The 20674-nt window shown below is 43.8% G+C and carries 16 protein-coding genes and 2 pseudogenes; 10 read left to right on the top strand and 8 right to left on the bottom strand.

The annotated features are described in order from the left end of the window. Positions 1-132: pseudogene (locus tag ACYRY3_RS31590) on the bottom strand (solanesyl diphosphate synthase); the annotation flags it as partial. A gap of 1004 nt (positions 133-1136) precedes the next feature. Here ACYRY3_RS31590 and ACYRY3_RS31585 point away from each other — a divergent pair. Then, positions 1137-1334, top strand: coding sequence for a hypothetical protein (locus ACYRY3_RS31585; protein WP_460205611.1), 198 nt, complete (start codon positions 1137-1139; stop codon positions 1332-1334). Positions 1335-1396: 62 nt separating this feature from the next. Here ACYRY3_RS31585 and murI read toward each other — a convergent pair whose 3' ends face one another. Further along, positions 1397-2254 (bottom strand): glutamate racemase, encoded by an 858-nt coding sequence (murI, locus tag ACYRY3_RS31580; protein WP_460205610.1) that lies wholly within the window; start codon positions 2252-2254, stop codon positions 1397-1399. A gap of 185 nt (positions 2255-2439) precedes the next feature. Next, positions 2440-4458 carry an N-acetylmuramoyl-L-alanine amidase gene (locus ACYRY3_RS31575; RefSeq protein WP_460205609.1) on the bottom strand — a complete coding sequence of 673 codons (2019 nt, stop codon included), beginning with the start codon at positions 4456-4458 and terminating at the stop codon, positions 2440-2442. Positions 4459-5304: 846 nt separating this feature from the next. On the opposite strand from ACYRY3_RS31575, the pseudogene ACYRY3_RS31570 reads away from it, so the two are divergent. Beyond that, a pseudogene (locus ACYRY3_RS31570) lies at positions 5305-5892 on the top strand (RNA-guided endonuclease InsQ/TnpB family protein); the annotation flags it as partial. 377 nt (positions 5893-6269) lie between these two features. On the opposite strand, the gene ACYRY3_RS31565 reads toward ACYRY3_RS31570, so the two are convergent. Both ACYRY3_RS31565 and ACYRY3_RS31560 read right to left on the bottom strand, forming a co-directional pair. Beyond that, positions 6270-8198: an N-acetylmuramoyl-L-alanine amidase gene (locus ACYRY3_RS31565; RefSeq protein WP_460205608.1), complete on the bottom strand. Its 1929-nt coding sequence runs from the start codon at positions 8196-8198 to the stop codon at positions 6270-6272. Between the two features lie 634 nt (positions 8199-8832). Further along, a complete protein-coding gene (locus tag ACYRY3_RS31560; protein ID WP_460205607.1) occupies positions 8833-10314 on the bottom strand; it encodes a cation:proton antiporter in 1482 nt (493 codons plus the stop codon). Between the two features lie 565 nt (positions 10315-10879). On the opposite strand from ACYRY3_RS31560, the gene ACYRY3_RS31555 reads away from it, so the two are divergent. Continuing rightward, positions 10880-11629 (top strand): SIMPL domain-containing protein, encoded by a 750-nt coding sequence (locus ACYRY3_RS31555; protein WP_460205606.1) that lies wholly within the window; start codon positions 10880-10882, stop codon positions 11627-11629. Positions 11630-11688: 59 nt separating this feature from the next. Here the strand turns inward: ACYRY3_RS31555 and ACYRY3_RS31550 are convergent, their stop codons facing one another. Further along, positions 11689-12051 (bottom strand): single-stranded DNA-binding protein, encoded by a 363-nt coding sequence (locus ACYRY3_RS31550; RefSeq protein ID WP_460205605.1) that lies wholly within the window; start codon positions 12049-12051, stop codon positions 11689-11691. Between the two features lie 373 nt (positions 12052-12424). Between ACYRY3_RS31550 and ACYRY3_RS31545 the strand changes: the two genes are divergently transcribed. From ACYRY3_RS31545 to ribD, 4 genes are all read left to right on the top strand, one after another. Further along, positions 12425-13432: a rod shape-determining protein gene (locus ACYRY3_RS31545; RefSeq protein ID WP_460205604.1), complete on the top strand. Its 1008-nt coding sequence runs from the start codon at positions 12425-12427 to the stop codon at positions 13430-13432. A 91-nt stretch (positions 13433-13523) separates the two neighbouring features. After that, positions 13524-14339, top strand: coding sequence for a rod shape-determining protein MreC (mreC, locus tag ACYRY3_RS31540; protein WP_460205603.1), 816 nt, complete (start codon positions 13524-13526; stop codon positions 14337-14339). Between the two features lie 2 nt (positions 14340-14341). After that, entirely contained in the window at positions 14342-14959 is a 618-nt protein-coding gene (gene mreD, locus ACYRY3_RS31535; protein ID WP_460205602.1) for a rod shape-determining protein MreD, read from the top strand. Between the two features lie 444 nt (positions 14960-15403). Next, positions 15404-16549 (top strand): bifunctional diaminohydroxyphosphoribosylaminopyrimidine deaminase/5-amino-6-(5-phosphoribosylamino)uracil reductase RibD, encoded by a 1146-nt coding sequence (ribD, locus tag ACYRY3_RS31530; RefSeq protein ID WP_460205620.1) that lies wholly within the window; start codon positions 15404-15406, stop codon positions 16547-16549. A gap of 60 nt (positions 16550-16609) precedes the next feature. Here ribD and ACYRY3_RS31525 read toward each other — a convergent pair whose 3' ends face one another. Then, positions 16610-16828: a hypothetical protein gene (locus tag ACYRY3_RS31525; RefSeq protein WP_460205601.1), complete on the bottom strand. Its 219-nt coding sequence runs from the start codon at positions 16826-16828 to the stop codon at positions 16610-16612. 518 nt (positions 16829-17346) lie between these two features. Between ACYRY3_RS31525 and ACYRY3_RS31520 the strand changes: the two genes are divergently transcribed. From ACYRY3_RS31520 to ACYRY3_RS31510, 3 genes are all read left to right on the top strand, one after another. Next, positions 17347-17595 carry a hypothetical protein gene (locus ACYRY3_RS31520; RefSeq protein ID WP_460205600.1) on the top strand — a complete coding sequence of 83 codons (249 nt, stop codon included), beginning with the start codon at positions 17347-17349 and terminating at the stop codon, positions 17593-17595. A gap of 179 nt (positions 17596-17774) precedes the next feature. Further along, a complete protein-coding gene (locus ACYRY3_RS31515; protein WP_460205599.1) occupies positions 17775-18122 on the top strand; it encodes a YtxH domain-containing protein in 348 nt (115 codons plus the stop codon). Between the two features lie 13 nt (positions 18123-18135). Next, complete coding sequence (locus tag ACYRY3_RS31510) at positions 18136-18669, top strand: ATP synthase subunit B family protein (protein WP_460205598.1); 534 nt, start codon at positions 18136-18138, stop codon at positions 18667-18669. A gap of 223 nt (positions 18670-18892) precedes the next feature. Here ACYRY3_RS31510 and ACYRY3_RS31505 read toward each other — a convergent pair whose 3' ends face one another. After that, positions 18893-20485 (bottom strand): NCS2 family permease, encoded by a 1593-nt coding sequence (locus ACYRY3_RS31505; RefSeq protein ID WP_460205597.1) that lies wholly within the window; start codon positions 20483-20485, stop codon positions 18893-18895. Between the last annotated feature and the right edge of the window lie 189 nt (positions 20486-20674).

Here is a 20674-nt window from a genome sequence, read left to right as displayed (position 1 = left end):
CCCAGCTCCAAATAAATGGTCGGCTGCTGCATAAAGGATGGGATGACCGTTTCCAACTAGCTGTTTCAGATTGTCTGCTAGTAAAAGCAGGTCGGCTTCCACTTGGGAAAAGAGGGAGGTGGCTGGGGTCATGGATGGGCAGACTCTGGGCTTTATTTAAGAAAGTTTACATATCCTACACTTATTTTAAGATAATCTAGTTCTTTTTTGAGATAAAGGAGTATGGCGATCCGAAGATCGATCATTTTCTTGTTACAATTCTTAAGATAGCAAGGCTAACAAAAAACTTTGAACGTTGATTTTTTATTATTTCGTCCAAATTTTCTGGAAAAATATACTGAAAAAGCTTTCAGTATATCTTCTTACCTAAAAGCTATTTTTCATACTTTTTTTAGAATCCAAGCTAGATGCTTTACATAAAGCAAGAGCTATTGGTTTACTGAATTCAGTAAATTCACTAAAACTTTACTAAAAGTCAATTTGACAACACAGTTTTTGAGTTATTTGCTTTTCTTATGTTTAAATTTATACATATTTTGCTGGAGGTAAGGAAGAATGTATCGGACTCTAGTGTAAATTACTCTAGAAAATTTCAAATTTAGCAGAAAAATTGGCTTAAAAGTCAGGGCGGTTGTGTTACGCTAAAATCTAGGGATTTCAAATTTTTGAGATATTCACCCCGGAAAAGAAAATCACTAAGAGGTGCTTTCGTTTTCTGGTGATGTGAGTGAATAGAGTGTCGTGGGCTTTGACCAAAGGAGCTATTCGTTGGTAAACAGCCCCGATTGTAAACCTCAAGGTTAGAGCCGTGCGCTTCCTTTCGGGGAAACGTTATAAGTTACTAGCAAAGAAAAAGTGCTGCCTTTGTTGTATGACAAAGTCAGGTACACACAAGATAATGCAGACTGGGTAGACTGCTGAATCAGCAGGTAGAGTTTGCTGTTTAACAGTAAATTCTCTGTTGCTATAAGTGTAGTCTGCAGTACAAATACTAACAAATCAAGCGCGGAGAGCTATTTAACTCTACCGCTCGCTCCTGACATGGAAATACAGCCACTACACATACAGTTGGTGGCTGTGGTTCTACTCGCTTTATTTAAGTTTATACTCCTTGCACACGAAATCTGGTAGAGAAGATGATTTACGGAAAAATGCCTATGATGATTTTTATATTAGCTTCTGGTTATTTGTTAGCAGTTTATCTCTTATTAGCACTGGCAAAAAGAACCGGAAATAAGACATCTCCTGCAAACTCTACCGTAGCCTCTAAGGAAGGAAACAAGCAGGAGGTGATAGTAACGTCAAATGTTACCGAGGCTACTAGCGTACACTAATCAAGAGTCAGGAGTCAAGAGTCAAGAGTCAAGAGCAAACACTTTTGACTAATGACCATTGACTATTGACTAATTACAGCATCAGCCAAGCAAACAGCCGCAACTGTTGGAGTATATCCTATCAGTTGCAAGCAGGATTGGGCGAATTGTTGAGGACAACCACTCACGGCGAAGCGAGTCGGCATGGGTGGATAGGTGTTTCTCAAGCCCATCACCTCTAATTCTTGGGCGCAAGCAGCAACGACATATACCGCAGGATCGACCAGTTTTACATGGGAAGGGAGGAGCGATCGCAAGACTGGTGCGAGGTGGGGATAGTGAGTACAGCCATAGACTAAAGTGTCTATTTGATGCTGTATCAGTGATTCTAAATAGGAGCGTGCCACTTCTAAGGTGTAGGGGTCTTGAACGCGATTTTGTTCAATAAGTGGCACAAACTCCGGACAGCCTACCTGCCAGACTTGAACTTCGGGATTTATTTCTAGGATAGCACGTCGATAAGCATTACTTTTGGCAGTTGCAGGAGTAGCAATCACACCAATACGCTTTCCACGCTCAACAGCCGCCATTGCTCCGGGTAGGATAATTCCCAAAATCGGAAAAGGATATTCCTCTCGCACTGCTTCGAGAGCTAAAGCAGAGCTGGTATTGCATGCCATAATCACCATCTTGACTTGCTGCTGTTGCATCCAGTCAAGGATTTCACGTACATACTGTAAAATTTCTCCTGGCGTGCGAATACCGTAAGGAAGTCGAGCAGTATCCCCAAAATAAATAATGAATTCATTGGGGAGTTGCCGATAGAGTTGTCGCAGTACCGTTAAACCACCTACACCACTGTCAAAAATGCCAATTGGGGCACGTTGGGGCTCTTTAGCAAAATTATCAAGCTCGCCCGGAAAAATAGAATTTGGAATCACAAGCAAATATTGATTCGAGTTTTTAGATTAAAAATACAAGAATGCGTTAGTCGTTAGTCGTTAGTCGTTCTTTGTTGACCACTAACCCTGCGGGTATCTCCTGACGGAGACGCTCCGAATTTGTGCCAGTTCCCTAAGGCGGGAAACCAGCCTACAGGACTCGGCTCACCACTAACTACTAACCACTATCTTTGTCTTAAGTATCTAAGTATACCATGAGCAATTGCTTCTGCCATGCGATTTTGGTATTCAGCAGTTCCCAGCCTGGGATTATCTTCTACACCGCTCATATAACCTGTTTCTACTAAAATCGAAGGCATAGAACTCTTTCTTAAGACATAGAACCTTGCTTTTCGTACCCCTCGGTTTTTCAGACTTGGGATACTTTCAAGAATAGAATTATGAACGACACGAGCCAGACTGTAACCGCTGTCATAGTAATACGTTTCTAACCCATTAACATCGGGACGACCCTCAATAGAGTTAGCGTGAATGCTCACAAACAAATCGGCATTTGCTCGGTCTGCGATATCTACCCGTCCCTGAAGTTCCACAAAGTAGTCAGAATTACGGGTGAGTATGACCTGCACCCCGTTCTGCTCTAAAATTGTTGCTATTCTTTGACTGATAGGTAAAACCACATTTTTTTCTAGCAATCCTCCAAGACCGGGAGCACCAGAATCCTTACCACCGTGTCCGGGGTCAACAACAATCGCAACTCGCCCATTGGGAACCCTTGGTCGTGGTTGTGGCTGTGAGCCATAGTTGGGATTCACTGTCATTGAACCTGATGGCATCGGTTGTGGAATGGATCGTGTTAGAGGCGGCAAAGAAAATGGAGAGGTGACCGAACGACTCCTTCGCAATTGCAAAGACAAAAGCTGACTGGTTAGTTGGTTGAGTTGACCAATTTGGACTCCTGGTGCTGGTTGGATGTACATCACAACATTACGGGAGTCTTTCTGTTGCAGTCGTATGCGAAGAATAGGGCTACTTGCATCAAAATTTGGCCCCTTAACTGGCGTTGCTAATTGAGCATTGGGGATTGTGATGCGGAAAAAACCAGAAGATTTATCCCAGTTACTATCAATAGACAACAAAGGACCATCGCCTCTAATGAGCAGTTGTGTGCCTGCAGCAGAAAGTTCCACAGATTGAATTGTAGACAGAGAGTTACGCGATCGCTCGTAAGAATTTGAGTTATTTTCTGAGTTGCGGCTCCAGTTACTGTTGTAAGTATTCTCAGGATTGTTCTCAGACACTCTCACTCCATTGGAGTTTGGCAAAACCACCAAACCTCCACCAGGGTTAAGGCTTGCCTGCCAGTCGGGACCATCTTTTTCTACCCATAACGTCATTCTGACACCGGGAAGGTCACGTCTTAGTTCGGTGAATTCGATGTGTCTGATACCGTGCTTGTTAACGGGTATGTCGCGCAGCGGTTGATTAGACGATAAAACAGCACCAGAGATATCAATATTGATAGCGCTCTTGTCATTGCTGCGAAATATTTTTAACTGGGGATTGCCACCGTTGGTGCGGACAAACAATCCATCCCCTGTGACGCGCAAGCTCTCAATTTGAGTTATGCCCTCAGGGACATTGTCAGTATTAGCACGGCTAATAACGTTTTCTCTTGCAATTGGCTCTATGCCTTCGGTACGATTGCGAATATTGACACGATTAATAACTGTTTCTGTTTGAGTTAGTGCAACGTTTGTGTTGGAGATAGATTCCCTTGTTTCTGGGGTGTTGGGATTAGGCTTTACAACACTATAAACATTTAATGAAGAGGGAACTCCTTGCTCAATTTCTGGCGTCGGTAACTGTACCGACCAACGATTGGGGCTTTTTCCCTCGAATTTTACCTGCTTTGGGTCGAGGGTATAACCCGGACTCAGTTCTACAACAATACGAGTTGTTCGCTCGTCTAATTGTCCAATCCGGATAACGCGAACGGCTCCACGGATAGGCTGAATCAGCTGCCGACGTCCAAGTTCTACTCCTGGCAAATCAATAACCAAGCGAGTGGGACTAAAAATAAGTTGTGCCTGGGGTTGAACAGGACCCTGCGTGATGAATTCCAATCGGTTTTGATTGGGATCGAAACGCCAATTTTGTAGTTTCGCTGCTTGAGCCGGCGACGAAACCATGAGCAAAGCAGTTGTTGCAACAGTACCGGGTAACAGCCAATTTATTTTCACAATTTTTCTCCTGATTCTTATTTATAAGATCTGTCAAAATACCAAAGTTTCGGCAAATACTCACACCGTTACCGCTCAATATGATAAAAAAGTCATTGTACAAGGGAAGTTGGCGCTTAATGCTTACTGGATGAAGTTTAAAGGATGAAGCATAAAAGATGAAAAAAGTGGTACAAACCGATACAAAATCTATAAATTTTTTGTAGAGTTTACTTCATATTTCATACTGCAAACTTCAATTTTCACACATAAGTAGATGGTGTCCCAAGGACTTATAGACGCTACTGTTTTATAGCTGAAAAAATATATATGATTGGGTATAGCGAGTGGGAAATCCTTGTAACTCAGTAGCAACACTTAAAAATGTCGCTTTTAAGAGTTTATCTTCAAGGGTCAATTACCTATTTTCTCTCTCATAGTCTTATTTGGAGAGGTGACCAAGGCAACAACTTGATTTTTCAAAAATTCTGGAGTTGATAATTGTACTCATATCCCTTCCCGTCAAGTCTGTTAACTGTGATGCAACACATTATTCCCAATTTGTTGTTTAAACGAACACTTTTTGCCAAAGTAAACCTACAAATTTAACTTAATCGCGCCCTCGTCCCCCACTCTCATTGGTAGAGTCGATGGGGGCTTCCCCGTGATTCGACAACCAAAGAATCACACCAGTACCCCGAATCAGTGATGGGATTGCTACCTGCGGGTGGGGACGATTGCATCTTTGACCAATTATTGCCGCAGGCAAGGGAGGGAAAAGATGTATGAGGAGTTACCAAATTTTCTAGAATAAAGTTAATGTAAATAACATATAATAGTAACAGGTCGATGTTCGCAGGAGTTTAGATGACAAGGCAAGCAGTCAAAGTCAGGTTGTACCCCACAAAGCGACAAGTGCAAATACTTGCACAACACTTTGGTTGTGCGCGGTGGTGGTGGAATTATGGGTTGAACAAGTGCATTGAAACTTATAAAGCAACTGGCAAAGGCTTGTCTCAATCTGGACTCAATTCTTTATTGCCCGCACTCAAAAAAGATAAAGAGACCGAATGGTTGGGAGAGTGTTATTCACAGGTTTTACAATCTGTAAGTCTGAATCTAAGCCGTGCCTATCAAAACTTTTTTGAAGGTAGGGCAAGGTATCCTAAATTCAAGTCCAAGTACCACCGTCAATCAATTCAATATCCACAGAAAGTACAACAAGTCAATGATTGTTTAAAGTTTCCAGGTTCATTAGGTTTGGTCAAAGCGAAAATACACCGACCCTTACGGGTTCGCCAGTTAAGAGCGGAGGGAAACCCTCCTATGGCACTTTCGTGCCAAGCACACGGTTCAGAGCTGGACTCACCACTTGACGGAACTATCAAAACCGTCACCGTGAGTAAATGCCCATCGGGTAAATACTACGCTTCTGTGTTGATGGAGTACGACGGCAGAGGGTATCAGAATACTGTCCTCCTCTGGGACTCTAGAGGCTAACGCCAATGGAGAGGAAGTAAGACCAATTCGAGGGCGTAAGCCTAAGATGAGGCATTCTTCTGTGAAGTTGGAAGCCCACACTGTACCGTCAGGTCAGTTTGGGTAGTTCACAACCCCCAGCCTCCTTTAGTATGAAGATCTGGGGTGTGTTCGGAAAGCCAGAAAACTAGCATGGATATCAAGCGGCTAGTAAAAGGGAACAGGGAATGGTACTACACATATAAAAACTGTCATTTGTCCAAAGTCCTTTGTCCCTGGTAAGGGCTTGACAAATGACGAATCACAAAGGACGGTTTTTATCTTTGATGAGTACCGACCTACTTCATATTAAGTTATCTCTGTTTTAGGTATTGAATAATACCACGAGCGATCGCATCGGCCATTTGATTTTGATACAGTCGGTTACCCAGCTTAGCGGCGTCCTCACGACCAGTTAAATAACCTGTTTCTACAAGAATCGAAGGCATAGAACTTCTTCTCAGGACATAGAACCTAGCTTTCCTAACTCCTCGGTCTCTGACATTGACACTGCGAAGAATGCTGCTATGAACGATTCGAGCTAAACTTAAACCGCTATCATAATAGTACGTTTCCAAACCACTAACATCTGGACGACCAGCACCTGCTGAGTTAGCATGGATACTAACAAATACATCAGCGTTTACCCGGTCTGCCATGTCAACCCGTCCTTGAAGACTGACGAAGTAATCGGAATTCCGAGTTAGCACTGCCTGTACCCCATTTTGTTGCAAGATTTCTGCTATTCTTTGGCTGATAGGCAAGATAACATCTTTTTCTTGAATTCCTCCAATGCCAAGCGCACCAGGGTCTTGACCGCCATGTCCGGGGTCAACAACAATAACTACTCTTCCATTAGGCAGACGAGGGTTTCGGGATGGTAAGGGGCTGGCGACGGGTCCGGATGGCATGGGTTGCGGATTGGGTCGCGATAGAGGAGGTAAAGCTATCGGGGGAAGAACTGTGCGCGTGCGTTGTAAGTTCAGAGCTATGACTTGATTGTTAGATTGGTTGATCTGTCCAACTTGTACTCCTGATGCAGGTTGAACTAATATCACAACAGTGCGGGAGTCTTGCTGCTGCAAGCGTACCCGCAGGACTGGGCTGCTGGCACTAAAATTGGGACCTTTAACTGAAGGGGCTAATTTAGCATTGGGAATGGTAATGCGGTAGAAACCAGAGGATCTATCCCAACCCGTGTTAGCAGATGATAAAGATTGGTCGGCTCTAATCAGCAGTTGGGTACCAGCAATATCAACCGACTGAATTGTTGCGATTGAATTGCTACTTGGTAGACCCACAGATGGTCTGGGTTGGGTATCACCTAAGGAATCAGAATTATTTTCCTTGGGCTGGTTACTTGCATAACGACTGGGTAATAAGACCAAACCACTGCTACTACCACCACTGCTCGTACTAACCCGCCAATCAGGGCTATCCTTGTCCACCCGCAATGTTAACCGAACGGTGGGTCGTGTTGTTCGCAGCTGGTTAAACTCAATGCGATTTACACCATATTTATTAATATTTACATCCTGCTGTGAAAAATTGGAGGACAAAGTAGCACCGGCAATATCAACAAAAATAGTAGCGCGATCGCGGCTGCGGATAATTTGAAACTTTGGATTTTCTCCATTAGTGCGGACAAATAAACCGTCTCCCGTCACTTGCAGACTCTCAATTTGAGTTGTAGATTCGGGGATAGTCACAACTTGTCTTGAGAACTCTGGTTTGTTTTCTGCTTGCGAGTCTACTGTGACCACGCTGTAAACATTTCTGGGGGTTGAAACATTTCTAGAAGACGCGACAACAACTGGTTCGCTGTCAGAGGAACTTCCGATTTGCTCAACTTGTGGAGTTGGTAATTGTACCGTCCAGCGACTGGCAGATTTCCCCTCGAATTTCACCTGTTTGGGGTCAAGGGTATAACCCGGACTGAGTTCTACAACGACACGAGTAATATTTTTGTCGAACTGACCGACTCGAACAGAGCGAATGGCACCACCATATGATTGAGTGGACTGCGGACGCCCAAATTCTACCCCTGGCAAATCAATAACCAAACGCGTGGGGTTAAAAATCAATTGCGCCTGAGGCTGAACACCGCCTTCGGTATTGATTTCCAATCGGTTTTGGTTGGCATCAAAACGCCAAGATTGTAACTTCGCTGCTTGAGCAGGCGACGCCAGCATAAATAATGAAGTAGTTACAAAGGTACCAGGTAGTAACCAGTGCATTTTCACAGTGTTTTCTCCTGATTCGCATTCATGATATAACCGTCAAAATTTCAAATTGTTGGCACATCCTCACACCATCGCCGCCCACACCTTGGCTTTGATGCCGAAAGCATCGAATCCCTACTAGGGATTGAAATAAGGGCGTCAAATGCGGTTCTTGCCCCTTCCTATGTGCTATGCCGTTCTAACATTTAAAAAGTCCATTTTTCAAAGCACTAGATTACACTAACAATGAGATAACCAGCATTCTCAACAGCAGTCAATCCCTGTAGGTAACACTTGAATCGGTAGGGATGTGTTGAGTGGTGTAATTTTTGGCAATTGATGCACGAACTGACAACCTTTTGCTGCTGTTTCCTAATGTGGTATTGACTTTTAAGTCCTACTGTATTAATGGCTAGAAAAATACCTAGGGTTAAACTAGAGAGCGAAGGAATGGAATGACAAAAAGAACATACCTACAAGTCAGCAGTTTTTAGAATAAACTCCTAAAAATATCAATCATTGAGGACGTGGATTTAGGGATAAAAGTTTCCATTGTCTGGGTAATAGATGTAAAGTGGTCATTACGGAAAACTAAGTGTGACTCTAAGTACAGACACTGGGGTAGTAAGTGACTGTACTTAGGATTGTTATTTATCTAATCTCCTCTTGCATCTGTATTTGCCTCTAAACTTTCATAATCATTTTGTGAAGGAACTTTTGCATCTGATGATCCAATTACAAGAGAATTCACACTAGAACCGTCTAAAATTAATTTTTCGGTTTCTGTTGCCATCGTGTTTGGTTCGGGGAAGACAAATCGCAATAAAGGAGGGGCTAAAAACGTCGTTAGGATAACCATCATAATGATTGCCGCCTCCAAAGGTTTTGAAAGAACTCCCGTTGAGGAGCCAATACCAAGAAAAACTAATCCTACCTCACCTCGAGGAATCATTCCAACACCAATTGCCAAACGGTTAATTTGGTTTTGACCAAACACACTCAAGCCGGTGACAACTTTACCAAGAATGGCTACAGTAATCAGGAAAATTGCCATCACTAAACCTTCCCGATTTGCAGGAACCGCCGGATTCAACACTCCTAAATCAGTTCTTGCGCCAACAGATACAAAGAAAATAGGTACCAAGATATCGGCAATGGGAATGACTTGTTTTTGCAGTTTTACACGTTCGTCTGTCTCGTCTAGAACTAAACCAGCAGCAAAAGAACCTAAAATGGCTTCTAACTGTATGACAGCAGCAAGATACGCCATTACAGAGGCAAAGGTAAATGCTGGTATAACCAGTTCACCACGAGTTTTTAACTTTTTAGCGATCGCGACAAAAGTTTGACTAAAAACGCTACCCAGGACTATTGACCCCAGGAGAAAAGCACTGGCACTGATAATCAAATAAACAACTTTCCCTATGTCCACCGTGCCTTCCTTAGCAAGGCTTGCCACCACTGCCAAAACAATAATCCCTAGGACATCGTCAATAACTGCAGCACCCAGAATAATCTGTCCTTCTTTGGAATTGAGACGTCCCAATTCCGACAGGACTTTAGATGTGATACCAATACTGGTAGCAGTGAGAGCCGCCCCAGCGAAAATTGCGGGCACAGTTGGAATGCCAAACAAATACATCAAGCCCACCGTACCAGCAACAAAGGGGACAACGACCCCTACCATTGCGACGATAGCTGCTTGAATCCCAACTGCCATCAAGTCTTTGATATTTGACTCTAAGCCGATTTCAAAAAGCAGGACGATAACACCCAGTTCTGCCAAAATGGAAACGACCTCAGACTGTGCTGTAAAAACAGCATCAACCGAGTCTGGGCTCAGTCCTGCCGTAGTTTCAAGGAAGGTCATAATCAGAGAGGTCGAAGCATCTGCTCCCCCTTCTGGAAATATTAAAAGATGTAGCCCAGAGACACCAACGACTACACCAGCCACTAGTTCCCCCAGAACCGGAGGTAAACCTATGCGGTTGGAGATCTCTCCACCAACTTTACTAGCAAGGTAGATAACGACTAAACTCAGCAGTACGGCGGCTAGAACCATTGAACTATCTGCTGTTTCTGTTGCGGTTGCCAACAGGTGTAATGGGAAGGATTTGGTTGTTAGGTTTAACTGCATTGGTTGTCGTGAGTAACCCTTACCTTAATTTACAAGTTTGTTGAGAGCAACTTTCATAATCTGGGCTAAGGAATACATTAAATTCATTGATTTCTTCTGCTCATTGTAGGAGGTACTGCCAGTATGACTCTGACACAAGCACTACAGATAGCTGAAGAAGGCGCAACAAGTTACCCATCTTCATCGTCCGCCTGCGTTTCCATTTAAGGGCTTCAACCCGCACTCCACACCCTACCCGGTAGACCTAGTTGAACGGTGACTGATGTACCAATGTTCCAAACCGATGTATTAGCCCGTAATTTTAGTTTCTAAAAATGTAACTGCACTGGTTTTTGACTTTATCGATGCCAGAGTAACAACAGGTTCCACTCCCTTGCTGCCAAAAGATTACCTAAAGACATAGACGTAGGGTGGACAGTACCCATCATTCTTTGTTGTGCGGCATAGCCCTACCAACAAGAATCTACAAAAATCGGTAATTTTAGAGCGAAAAAGGAGCAATGTAGGGACGGAAATTGTACGGGTTTGTCGTAGAACCTTTATCTAAAATTTTTGAGGAGTGAAAATGAATATTTCTCTGCCCGGTGCCCAGTTAAATGCTGGAAACTTATGGAAAACTTTACCTATTGCTTTGCTTTTATGTGTTATCCTCATTCAACCTGCTTTCGCACAAGAAAAGCAAAGAATGTTGCGAACTTTGACTGTCAACGGTCGCGGTTCACAAGAGATTCCCACGACTCTATCTCAGATTACTTTAGGAGTTGAGGTACAGGGGAAAACAGCACAGGAGGTTCAGACGGAAGCAGCTCGCAGGTCATCAGCTGTGGTAACCCTTCTGAAAAGTCGAAATGTGGAGAAATTACAGACGACTGGGATTAGCCTGAATCCTGTCTACAGCTATACCAATAATTTACAGCGTCTCACTGGGTATGCAGCTACTAACACTGTCAGTTTTCGTCTTCCTACCGATCGCGCTGGTAGTTTATTAGACGAAGTTGTCAAAGCCGGGGCAAGTCAAATTAACGGCATTAGTTTTGTTGCCAGTGATGAAGCAATTGTTATTGCCCGACAACAAGCTCTCAAAGAAGCTACTCAAGATGCACAACAACAAGCTACTGCTGTTTTGAGTGCGTTAGGTTTTCAAGCTAAAGAAGTCGTTAGTATTGAAGTCAATGGAGCGAGCGCTCCAGTACCGCCACCCAGACCTCTGATACGTGCGGAGTTGGCTAAACTAGCAGACCAAGCTCCTTCGACTCCTGTAGTTGGTGGAGAACAACAGGTTGAAGCTACAGTGACATTACAAATTAGTTATTAGTTAGTGGTTAGTGGTTAGTAGTTTTCCTACTAACTACTAACTGCTAACTACTAACCCATTTAAAAATTATCAGGGTTCATATCTATCTCAGCATCATCTGCATCCCGCTTGGAACCCAATAAATCTAGTTGATCGACTACGATAATAGGAGTGGAGCGGTTTGTTCCCGTTCTCTCATCTCTCCAACGCTCTATCTTTAAAGAACCTTTAACGCCAATTTGCTTACCTTTGTGTGCGTAATTCTTTGCTATCTCTGCCGTTTTTCCCCATAATTCTAGATTAAACCAGTCAGTATGTTCGCCTTCTCTTGTGCGTCGGTTAACAGCTAATGACAGTTTACATCGGACTTTACCAGAATCGAAAAACTTTATGTCAGGATCGGTACCTACACGACCAATGAGGGTGACAACATTAATGCTCATAAATTTTACTCTCCAGTACGGATGTACTTGTTCATCGATCTTCTATAATAGCGAATTACTGCGCTTATAGATAGGGAGATGTTAAATAAATAACAATTAAAATTACTGAGATAAACGAGAAAAAATAATCTGTTCAAACTACAAAACCATACGGATACACATGTGAAGCAAGAGAATATAAAACAGTAGAAGCTTGGGGCTGGTTAAAGAATTAAAAAAAATATATGAAAACATATTCTGCTTTACTAGACTCAGGTCAAAAAACGTAATAGAATCCAGCACGATTCACTCTTACGGTTGTTGTTAAAAGTATAATAATTAGGGGGCGTAGAGACGCGTGGGTCTTTTTAGTAAATTTTCCTTATCGCGGGATATGGGTATCGACCTCGGTACTGCCAACACCCTCGTATATGTATCAGGTAAAGGAATTGTTCTTCAAGAACCTTCGGTAGTCGCGATCGATCAAAACGAGAAAGTCGCACTGGCAGTAGGAGAAGAGGCAAAAAAAATGCTCGGTCGGACACCAGGGAATGTCATTGCCCTGCGTCCCTTACGTGACGGTGTAATTGCTGACTTTGATACCGCCGAGCTGATGTTAAAAAGCTTTATTCAGCGAGTTAACGAAGGCAAAGCTCTCGTCCTACCCCGTATAGTCATAGGTATTCCCTCCGGCGTCACAGGGGTAGAGAGAAGGGCTGTTATGGATGCTGCTACTCAAGCTGGCGCACGAGAAGTTTATTTAATTGATGAGCCAGTTGCTGCAGCCATTGGGGCTGGGCTACCTGTAGCAGAACCAACTGGCAACATGATTATTGATATTGGTGGTGGCACAACAGAAGTCGCTGTGTTAAGTCTTCAAGGTACGGTACTTTCCGAGTCAGTACGCATTGCTGGAGATGAACTGACCGAAGCGATCGTGCAGTACATGAAGAAAGTTCATAACTTAGTGATTGGTGAACGGACTGCTGAAGACATAAAAATCCGTATTGGTTCGGCATATCCCACTCATGATGATGATGATTCCATTATGGAAGTCAGAGGCTTACACCTGCTTTCTGGCTTACCGCGAACTGTGACCATCAAAGGACCAGAAATTCGCGAAAGTATGTCTGAACCACTATCAGTCATTATAGAAGCAGTGAAGCGAACCCTAGAACGTACTCCTCCGGAACTAGCAGCCGACATTATTGACCGAGGAATTATGCTAGCAGGGGGAGGAGCGTTGCTAAAAGGATTGGATACCTTAATTAGTCATGAGACAGGTATAGTAACACACGTTGCTGCCGATCCATTGAGTTGTGTTGTTCTTGGAACAGGACGGGTACTAGAAAACTTCAAACAATTGGAACGGGTCTTTAGCGGTCGTTCTCGTAATATGTAAAATAAGGGATTTTTAGATACTGGGTTCTATATCTATAGAATAGATATAGAATTCTAGATCTTAAGTAAAATTACGATGACAAAAGGTTATTATGTTTACAGCACGTCGCTGGTGGGAGCGTAGAGGTTTACAGATTGGTTTGCTAGGTTTAGTACTCACTAGTGCTTGGGTACTCAGACAAACTCAAGGTGCACTTCTTTTTGAAATTTACCAGGGTATTACCCGTCCATTCCAGATGTTGCAAACAGCGCCAGCTCCAGAGGAACAATTGGGGGAAACTCCTCGGGTATTAGAACTTCAAACCCGCATACAAGACCTGGAAAGCCAAAATAAAAAATTAAAAGAATTATTGCGATACGTAGAAAAAGAGCCAATTTCAGCACGCCCAATTCCGTCTAGAGTTGTGGGTCGCGGTGCTGACAACTGGTGGAAACAAGTGACTCTCAATCGCGGCGCTAGCGCGGGAATCAAGGAAGGTTATGTCGTTAAGGCTGATGGCGGGTTAGTAGGTCTGGTAGAAAGTGTGACTCCCAATACCAGTCGCGTGCTGTTAATCAGTGACCTTAAGAGCCAAGTTGGTGTAACAATTACCCGTACCGGCGCTAAAGGAGTATTGCGCGGAGATGCTTCTGCTGATGCAGTGCTGGAGTTTTATGAAAAAGTCCCAAACGTTAAGCCCGGAGATTTAGTCGCTACATCTACCTACAGTCAAAAATTTCCATCAGGTTTAGCTGTAGGACGGGTGAAGTCGCTGGATTTGAAAAAACTTCCAGCATCAGTCGCCAAAGTAGAACTTTTCCCTCCAATACGCTCTTTAGATTGGGTAGCAGTTTATCCCAAGCCTGAAAACGTACAGTTGGAAAACCCTACCCCAGAAAATAAACAATCAGAAAAATCTTCTAATTAAAAATGCGGTTGACACAATTCAATGGTGGCAGGCAGAAAAAGCCAAAATCACAAAGGCGAAGATCCAGAGTTCAAATTACTCCTCTCTCTCGTTGGAATCCCCTCGTGCGTCAAATCGTTGACTGGGGGGTAACCTTTGGCTCTGTATTATTATGCTTAATGATATTACCTACCCGTTTTCCCGGTATGGAATTGTTGGGGATCGGTCCCAACTGGACTGTGATTTGGGTAGTTGCTTGGAGCGTAAAGCGCACAGCCTTTGAGGGCGCTTGTGCTGGGATTGTTTTGGGGCTGCTACAGGATGCAATGACATCACCAGACCCAACTCATGCTTTGAGTTTGGGTATTGTTGGGGGTCTGACTGGAATGCTTCAGAAACAGCGCTTTATTGAAGAGGATTTTATTTCTATTGCCTTAATTGTATTCGGTATGGCAGTCTTAGCAGAAACAATTTTTGCATCGCAATTGACTTTTATGGGTGACGCAATGGCAGCAGATATCTGGAATTATTTCCAAAGAGTCGCCTTGGCCTCTGCTATTCTCAGTAGTTTATGGGCACCAGTTGTCTATTTTCCTCTGAATCGTTGGTGGCAGCAGCTCAAGCAAGCAGAACAACCTTGAAGTAACTGGACAATGGTTAGTGGTTAGTGGTCTTTCATTAACCACTAACCCTATGGAAAGCAAGGCTTTGCTTCCTAACTAATGATTGGGCGGAGTGTGGATAACCTGGATTTATATTCCCAGGCAGGAGTGAGGAGTGAGGAATCGCAAGCTTGCACTTGTGGTTTCTCACTCCTAAATTTTTTGTGTTAACTCTTAGCTGTTAACGCTCAACGGTCTAAGGTAACTTGTTCAATGCAGGTTATAAAATAAATTTTTAGCTAAAACCAAAAGAAGCCCCACGTCTTACCGCGAAGCGGAAGCGTGGGACGGACAGTTCCCTCAACGCTTGGAACCCCTGTATGCGACTGTCCTCATGAATTTTGGGGTAATCAGGTTGCGTCAAGCGACCTAAATACCGAGCATAATCAAGTAGGTTTAGAATTGGGGCAAAATTCACAAGCTATGCCAACGATAGGAACTGATTTTGACCGGGCTATGATGCAACGGTGTTTGGAACTTGCCCGCCGTGCATTAGGACGAACCTCTCCAAACCCTATGGTGGGAGCAGTCATTGTTAAGGATGGGAAGATCGTAGGAGAGGGATTTCATCCTCGTGCTGGTGAACCACACGCAGAAGTTTTTGCTCTCAAAGCTGCCGGGTTTGGTGCAACTTCGTCACAGGAGAACCTCGCTCGTGGGGCTACTGTTTATGTTAGTCTCGAACCCTGCAATCACTACGGACGCACTCCCCCATGTTCGGAAGCATTGATTGCTGCGGGAGTTTCTAAGGTGGTGGTCGGTATGGTCGATCCCAACCCACTCGTAGGGGGCGGTGGTATTGCCCGCTTGCGTGCCGCAGGAATAGAAGTCGTAGTCGGAGTTGAGGAAGAAGCTTGTCAGAAATTAAATGAGGGCTTTGTACATCGGATTCTTTACAAGCGACCTTTTGGAATTTTGAAATATGCCATGACTTTAGATGGTAAGATTGCCACTTCTACAGGTCACAGCGCTTGGATAACAAACCAAACTGCCCGCCAGCAAGTCCATCAACTGAGAGCAGCTTGCGATGCAGTGATTGTCGGTGGCAATACTCTCAGGTACGACAACCCTTATCTTACCAGCCATCAAGAGGGGGCGCACAATCCTCTGCGCGTAGTCATGAGCCGCCGTCTCGAATTACCTGAAAAAGCTCACTTATGGCAAACTTCTGAGGCTCCAACCTTAGTCTTAACCGAAAAAGGCGCTAACCCTAGTTTTCAAGAAATGTTATGCCAGCTTGGGGTGGAAGTGGTGGAATTAACACCACTCACACCTAGCCGCGCAATGGCTTACTTATATGAGCGGGGTTTTTGCAGTGTACTTTGGGAGTGCGGCGGTGCCTTAGCAGCGTGTGCGATCGCCGAAGGAACAGTGCAAAAAGTACTTGCCTTTATCGCTCCTAAAATCATTGGTGGTAACAATGCTCCTACACCTGTAGATGACCTTGGCTTCACCACGATGACTGAGGCGTTGTCATTAGAACGTGTAGAGATACGCGGAATTGGTTCCGATTGCTTGATAGAGGGTTATTTGCCCACCAGTCATTTATCCAAAATCAAGAGTCCATAGTCCATAGTTTAGTAGCTGTCAACCCTTGACCATTTACGGTTGACTATTGACTATTGACTTTTAAGAATACTGACGTTCTTGAGCAATATCGCGAATCAGCGTTAGCCGAGACTTGATATAGTCGCTCAAGAAATCGGTTTCACGACAGTCTAACAGAGCTTGGGTTTTGATTTGCTTTACCAACCATTGCACCAAACTGGCATCATCGAGCTGCAAAAGCGTCTTAGCTTGGGTGGTTTCTACCAAAGACCAAAGCTGACGCATCATCATAGGAGTCATTCGACCTCCATTTAAACATTAGCCTAGCTGTTTTCAGAATACACAATTCCAGCGTTGGCTTCCGGCGTGAATGTACAACATGACACAAGTGTTATTGAAATTTTAATATATCTAGTTATAACTTGATATTGGTTAATAATATAGAATTTTCAGTCATATTTTAGCCAAATCCCCAGAAAAATCGGTATTTTTGGGATAACTCTATATTATATCGCTTTCTACTCATTTGGATAGCCGTCCCCACCAAATGCAGTCCCGATTCAGCATTCCCTTTTACTTTTAAGTGCTGGGTCAACGGATTTAAAGCAAAATTCAACCATTACAATCGTGAATGACATGACGTAATTGAGTGAGAGCCAAGTCAGGAAACAGAAGAATTCTGGTAAACCAGTAAAGGGTGCAAAAGGTAAGTTATGGTTACAGTTGTTGTCGCAATCAATATACTCATATCCTTGACACTGTTCTATGTAGCCTGGAGAATGTGGCTACTCAAGCGACAACTAGTGAGGATTACTAATATGTTCACAGCTGCTGAGCGTACCACTCATGCCGTGCTATACAAAGCGCCTGAAGCCATTACCATAGGTCAGCGGAACATCCACAACCTACGCCAAAACCAACCAATGCGGTTACAAATTCAGCAAGTGCGGCAAATATTTAGCCTGATCGCTTTTGGGCAGCAAATCTGGCGTCGCTATTTTTTCCGCTTCAGAAAAATCTCTGTAAAAAAGGGAACTCAGAAATCAACAATGAACAAACAAAACTAAATTCATTTTCAGATTGGCAAAACTTCAGTAGAATTATCACTGTATAGCGTTATCTAAAAAACATAGAAAAAACAAAAGCAACCTTTTTGTTGAACACCTTGTCAACGTAAAGATAAAGTTAGGGTTTTGCAAAGCGTGGAAACCCGCATAGAATGGGTATAAGGAGAAAAACAACAAAAATGTCTAACAACCGTTCTGGATTATTTATTGGCGGTTTGATGCTAGGGGCTACTATTGGTACCTTAACTGGGTTACTCATTGCTCCTCGCACAGGACGCGAAACTCGTCAGATATTGAAAAAGTCTGCCAGTGCTTTACCAGAATTGGCAGAAGATATCTCAACAAGTGTCCAGATGCAGGCAGACCGCCTTTCTGCAAACGCACGCTCAAATTGGGATGATACTTTAGATAGACTGCGAGATGCGCTTGCTGCTGGCATAGACGCTAGTTACCGAGAAAGCCAAACACTAAAGCGACAAAACACAGAGCAAAACTCAGAAAACCTCCCACAACATTTAGATAGTTAGAAACGACATTAAAGTGATTGATCCCCTGTTCTGGCTGGGACTGTCTATACTTTTAGTTGCCGCCAGCCTCACTGCAGTTTTGGTGGCGGCTTTACCGGCTTTGCAGGAAGTCGCACGGGCTGCTCGTAGTGCGGAAAAGTTTTTTGACACTCTTTCAAGGGAGTTACCGCCTACTTTAGAAGCCATCCGCCTGACTAGCCTAGAAATCACTGACTTAACTGATGATGTCAGCGAAGGAGTAAAAAGCGCTAATCAGGTCGCTAAGCAAGTAGATCAAAGCTTGGATAGCGCCAAACAACAAGCGCAAAATGTTCAAGTGGGCACGCGCAGCATTCTTGTCGGTGTGAAAGCTGCGTGGAAAAGCTTTACGCGCCCAAAATCCTCAAGGAGAACAGTTGACCGTCTCTCTCTATCTTCAAAACAGTTACTGACACTACGGGAACGAGAAGCCTTACGACAAGAAAATCGACGCACAACTGATGGTTACACCACCAATAACAACCACAGTGATAGTGCGAGTTGGGATAGCTATGAAGACGAGGATTAGCAATCTCAGTAGTCTCTTCCTGCGTTGATACACTGTGATTTTCTTGTGGTTATTGTGGTATTGGCGTCTCGCCCGTCTGTCAAGTGACTCTCTATCTATTACCTAAGAACACTCGCCAAATCACAAAGCAAGTAAAAGATACATATCCCAACACAGTTAACCAATCTTGCCAGCTATCGGAGATGATAAATTCATTGTTCATTGGATTGTTACTGGATAATGGTTAATTCTCTTTTTGGTGGCGTGTCTTCCATTGGGTATAAAACAAGAGAATTCCCAGTAAAAGATAGCCAACTGCCCAAGATGCTCCCGCTCCAAAACCCAAATTAACAACCGTATCCGCTACAGTCCAGCTATAACTGTGTATCAAACCAACCCAAGAAAGTACAGCCGCTCCAATAGACCAATAAGCAGCTTTGCGAAAATCCTGTTCAATAATATACACTGTAATACCAGACAAAATCATAGCTGAAAAAATAAAACCTTGTTCTAGAGCAAAAGCTCCGTGAATATAGGTGTCACTCAATTTAAACTGCTCAATGAGGGCTGGAGTTAAGGGTTTTTCTGGAGTTCCCAAACCAGCAGCCCGCAAAGCGTTTTTGGCAATAAGAGCACCCCAGCCAGCAATACCGGGTAAAAGACCGACAACCACAGCAGGAGCATGGTGAGTTGGAGTTGCTGTAAAGCCCTGAGCCACAATCACAATCCCAATCCACAATACAATTGCCATGCCAGCTTCAATTGGAACGAAGTAAGAAACGATAGCAATGGTTCCAGTGAGACAAAATATACCCATGAAAATGCCGTTGAGGATAGAGTAGCCCACTCTTGCCCCCATAGCTTTCCAACCAGGGTGACCGATATAAATGGTTGTTGGAAAACAGGAACCGCAAACAGCAGCCACAAGTGTACCAATGCCATTGGCTGCAAGACTTGGAGCAGCAGGATAAGTATCTCCAGCAGCTTCAGCGCTTTCTAAATTCTGCAAGCTGCCAATAAGATTAAAAAGCCCCATCGGTAGAATAATACTGAAGTACTCCACTAAGACCGAGCGGTTGTTCCACAATTGCCCGATCCATACCCCTGGTAAATAAACCCCAATCGGTTGTAACGCAGCACTAAATTTGGTGCTATCCCAGGTGACCAAACCTGTTCCCCATGCCAAACCAATTCCTAAAAGAACTGCTAATAACCCACCAGGGATAGCAAATCGAACCCTGCCAAAATAGCTAATGAGGATAACACCTAGCGGAACCAAACCCACGACAGGGCTGGCAAAAGTGCGGAAAAGAAAGCCAATAGCAATAAAGGTGATGGCGATACCACCCAACGTGGAAAGCATGGCAGCGCGGGGAGCGAGACGACGGAGAAAATTCCCAATCCATGCACCTGATAATTCTATTAAGCCCGACCCCAAGCAAGCTACAAGACCAGCCTGCCAAGCTAAATCAGCAGCCTGTTCCGAAGATGCACCTCGAGCGATCGCTGCTAACCGAACAGGTAGCATAACCAAAAAAATATGAGCAAAAAGGCTGACCGTGTTAATTCCATATGGTATGGCGGTGATGTCATCCCGTTGCTCTCGCTGACCCTTTTGGTAGGCTAGCCAACTGTAATAGAAGTTGCCAACGATTAAACTCATAGCAACTCCCGGCAAAATACGTCCGTAAACTAAGGGAACAGAAAAGCCAAGCACCCCTTGACAGAGACTGACTATTAACAAAATTTGTATCAGATTGTCAAGAGCCAAGCCAAAGAAACCATCTATGTCTCTACGGACAAACCACCTACTAACCCTGGGTGTTGCAACTTCCATCGTTATTGAAAATTTTCTTGCAGTAGTGTTGGCTTTTAGAATATCAGCATTTTATTCTGTCCCTTCTCAGAAATGGAATACTACTCCTCTACCTTCCTAACCCCTAACCTCTGACCCCTGACCCCTCTTAGAAGTTAAGTTTGATTTAGAGCAGTAGATTAGATTAAAGTTAAAAAGTGTAAAGAAGTA

This window comes from Scytonema sp. NUACC21 (assembly GCF_054684315.1).
The sequence above is the reverse complement of the archived record's forward strand: the minus strand, read 5'-3'. Positions and strand labels throughout refer to the sequence as shown.

Coding starts and splice junctions, on each gene's coding strand:
- ACYRY3_RS31520 (WP_460205600.1), top strand. CDS start 17,347: ATGTTCACAGCTGCTGAGCGTACCACTCATGCCGTGCTATACAAAGCG.
- ACYRY3_RS31550 (WP_460205605.1), bottom strand. CDS start 12,051: ATGAGCATTAATGTTGTCACCCTCATTGGTCGTGTAGGTACCGATCCT.
- mreC (WP_460205603.1), top strand. CDS start 13,524: ATGTTTACAGCACGTCGCTGGTGGGAGCGTAGAGGTTTACAGATTGGT.
- mreD (WP_460205602.1), top strand. CDS start 14,342: ATGCGGTTGACACAATTCAATGGTGGCAGGCAGAAAAAGCCAAAATCA.
- ribD (WP_460205620.1), top strand. CDS start 15,404: ATGCCAACGATAGGAACTGATTTTGACCGGGCTATGATGCAACGGTGT.
- ACYRY3_RS31505 (WP_460205597.1), bottom strand. CDS start 20,485: ATGGAAGTTGCAACACCCAGGGTTAGTAGGTGGTTTGTCCGTAGAGAC.
- ACYRY3_RS31560 (WP_460205607.1), bottom strand. CDS start 10,314: ATGCAGTTAAACCTAACAACCAAATCCTTCCCATTACACCTGTTGGCA.
- ACYRY3_RS31525 (WP_460205601.1), bottom strand. CDS start 16,828: ATGACTCCTATGATGATGCGTCAGCTTTGGTCTTTGGTAGAAACCACC.
- ACYRY3_RS31545 (WP_460205604.1), top strand. CDS start 12,425: ATGGGTATCGACCTCGGTACTGCCAACACCCTCGTATATGTATCAGGT.
- ACYRY3_RS31585 (WP_460205611.1), top strand. CDS start 1,137: ATGATTTACGGAAAAATGCCTATGATGATTTTTATATTAGCTTCTGGT.
- ACYRY3_RS31515 (WP_460205599.1), top strand. CDS start 17,775: ATGTCTAACAACCGTTCTGGATTATTTATTGGCGGTTTGATGCTAGGG.
- ACYRY3_RS31555 (WP_460205606.1), top strand. CDS start 10,880: ATGAATATTTCTCTGCCCGGTGCCCAGTTAAATGCTGGAAACTTATGG.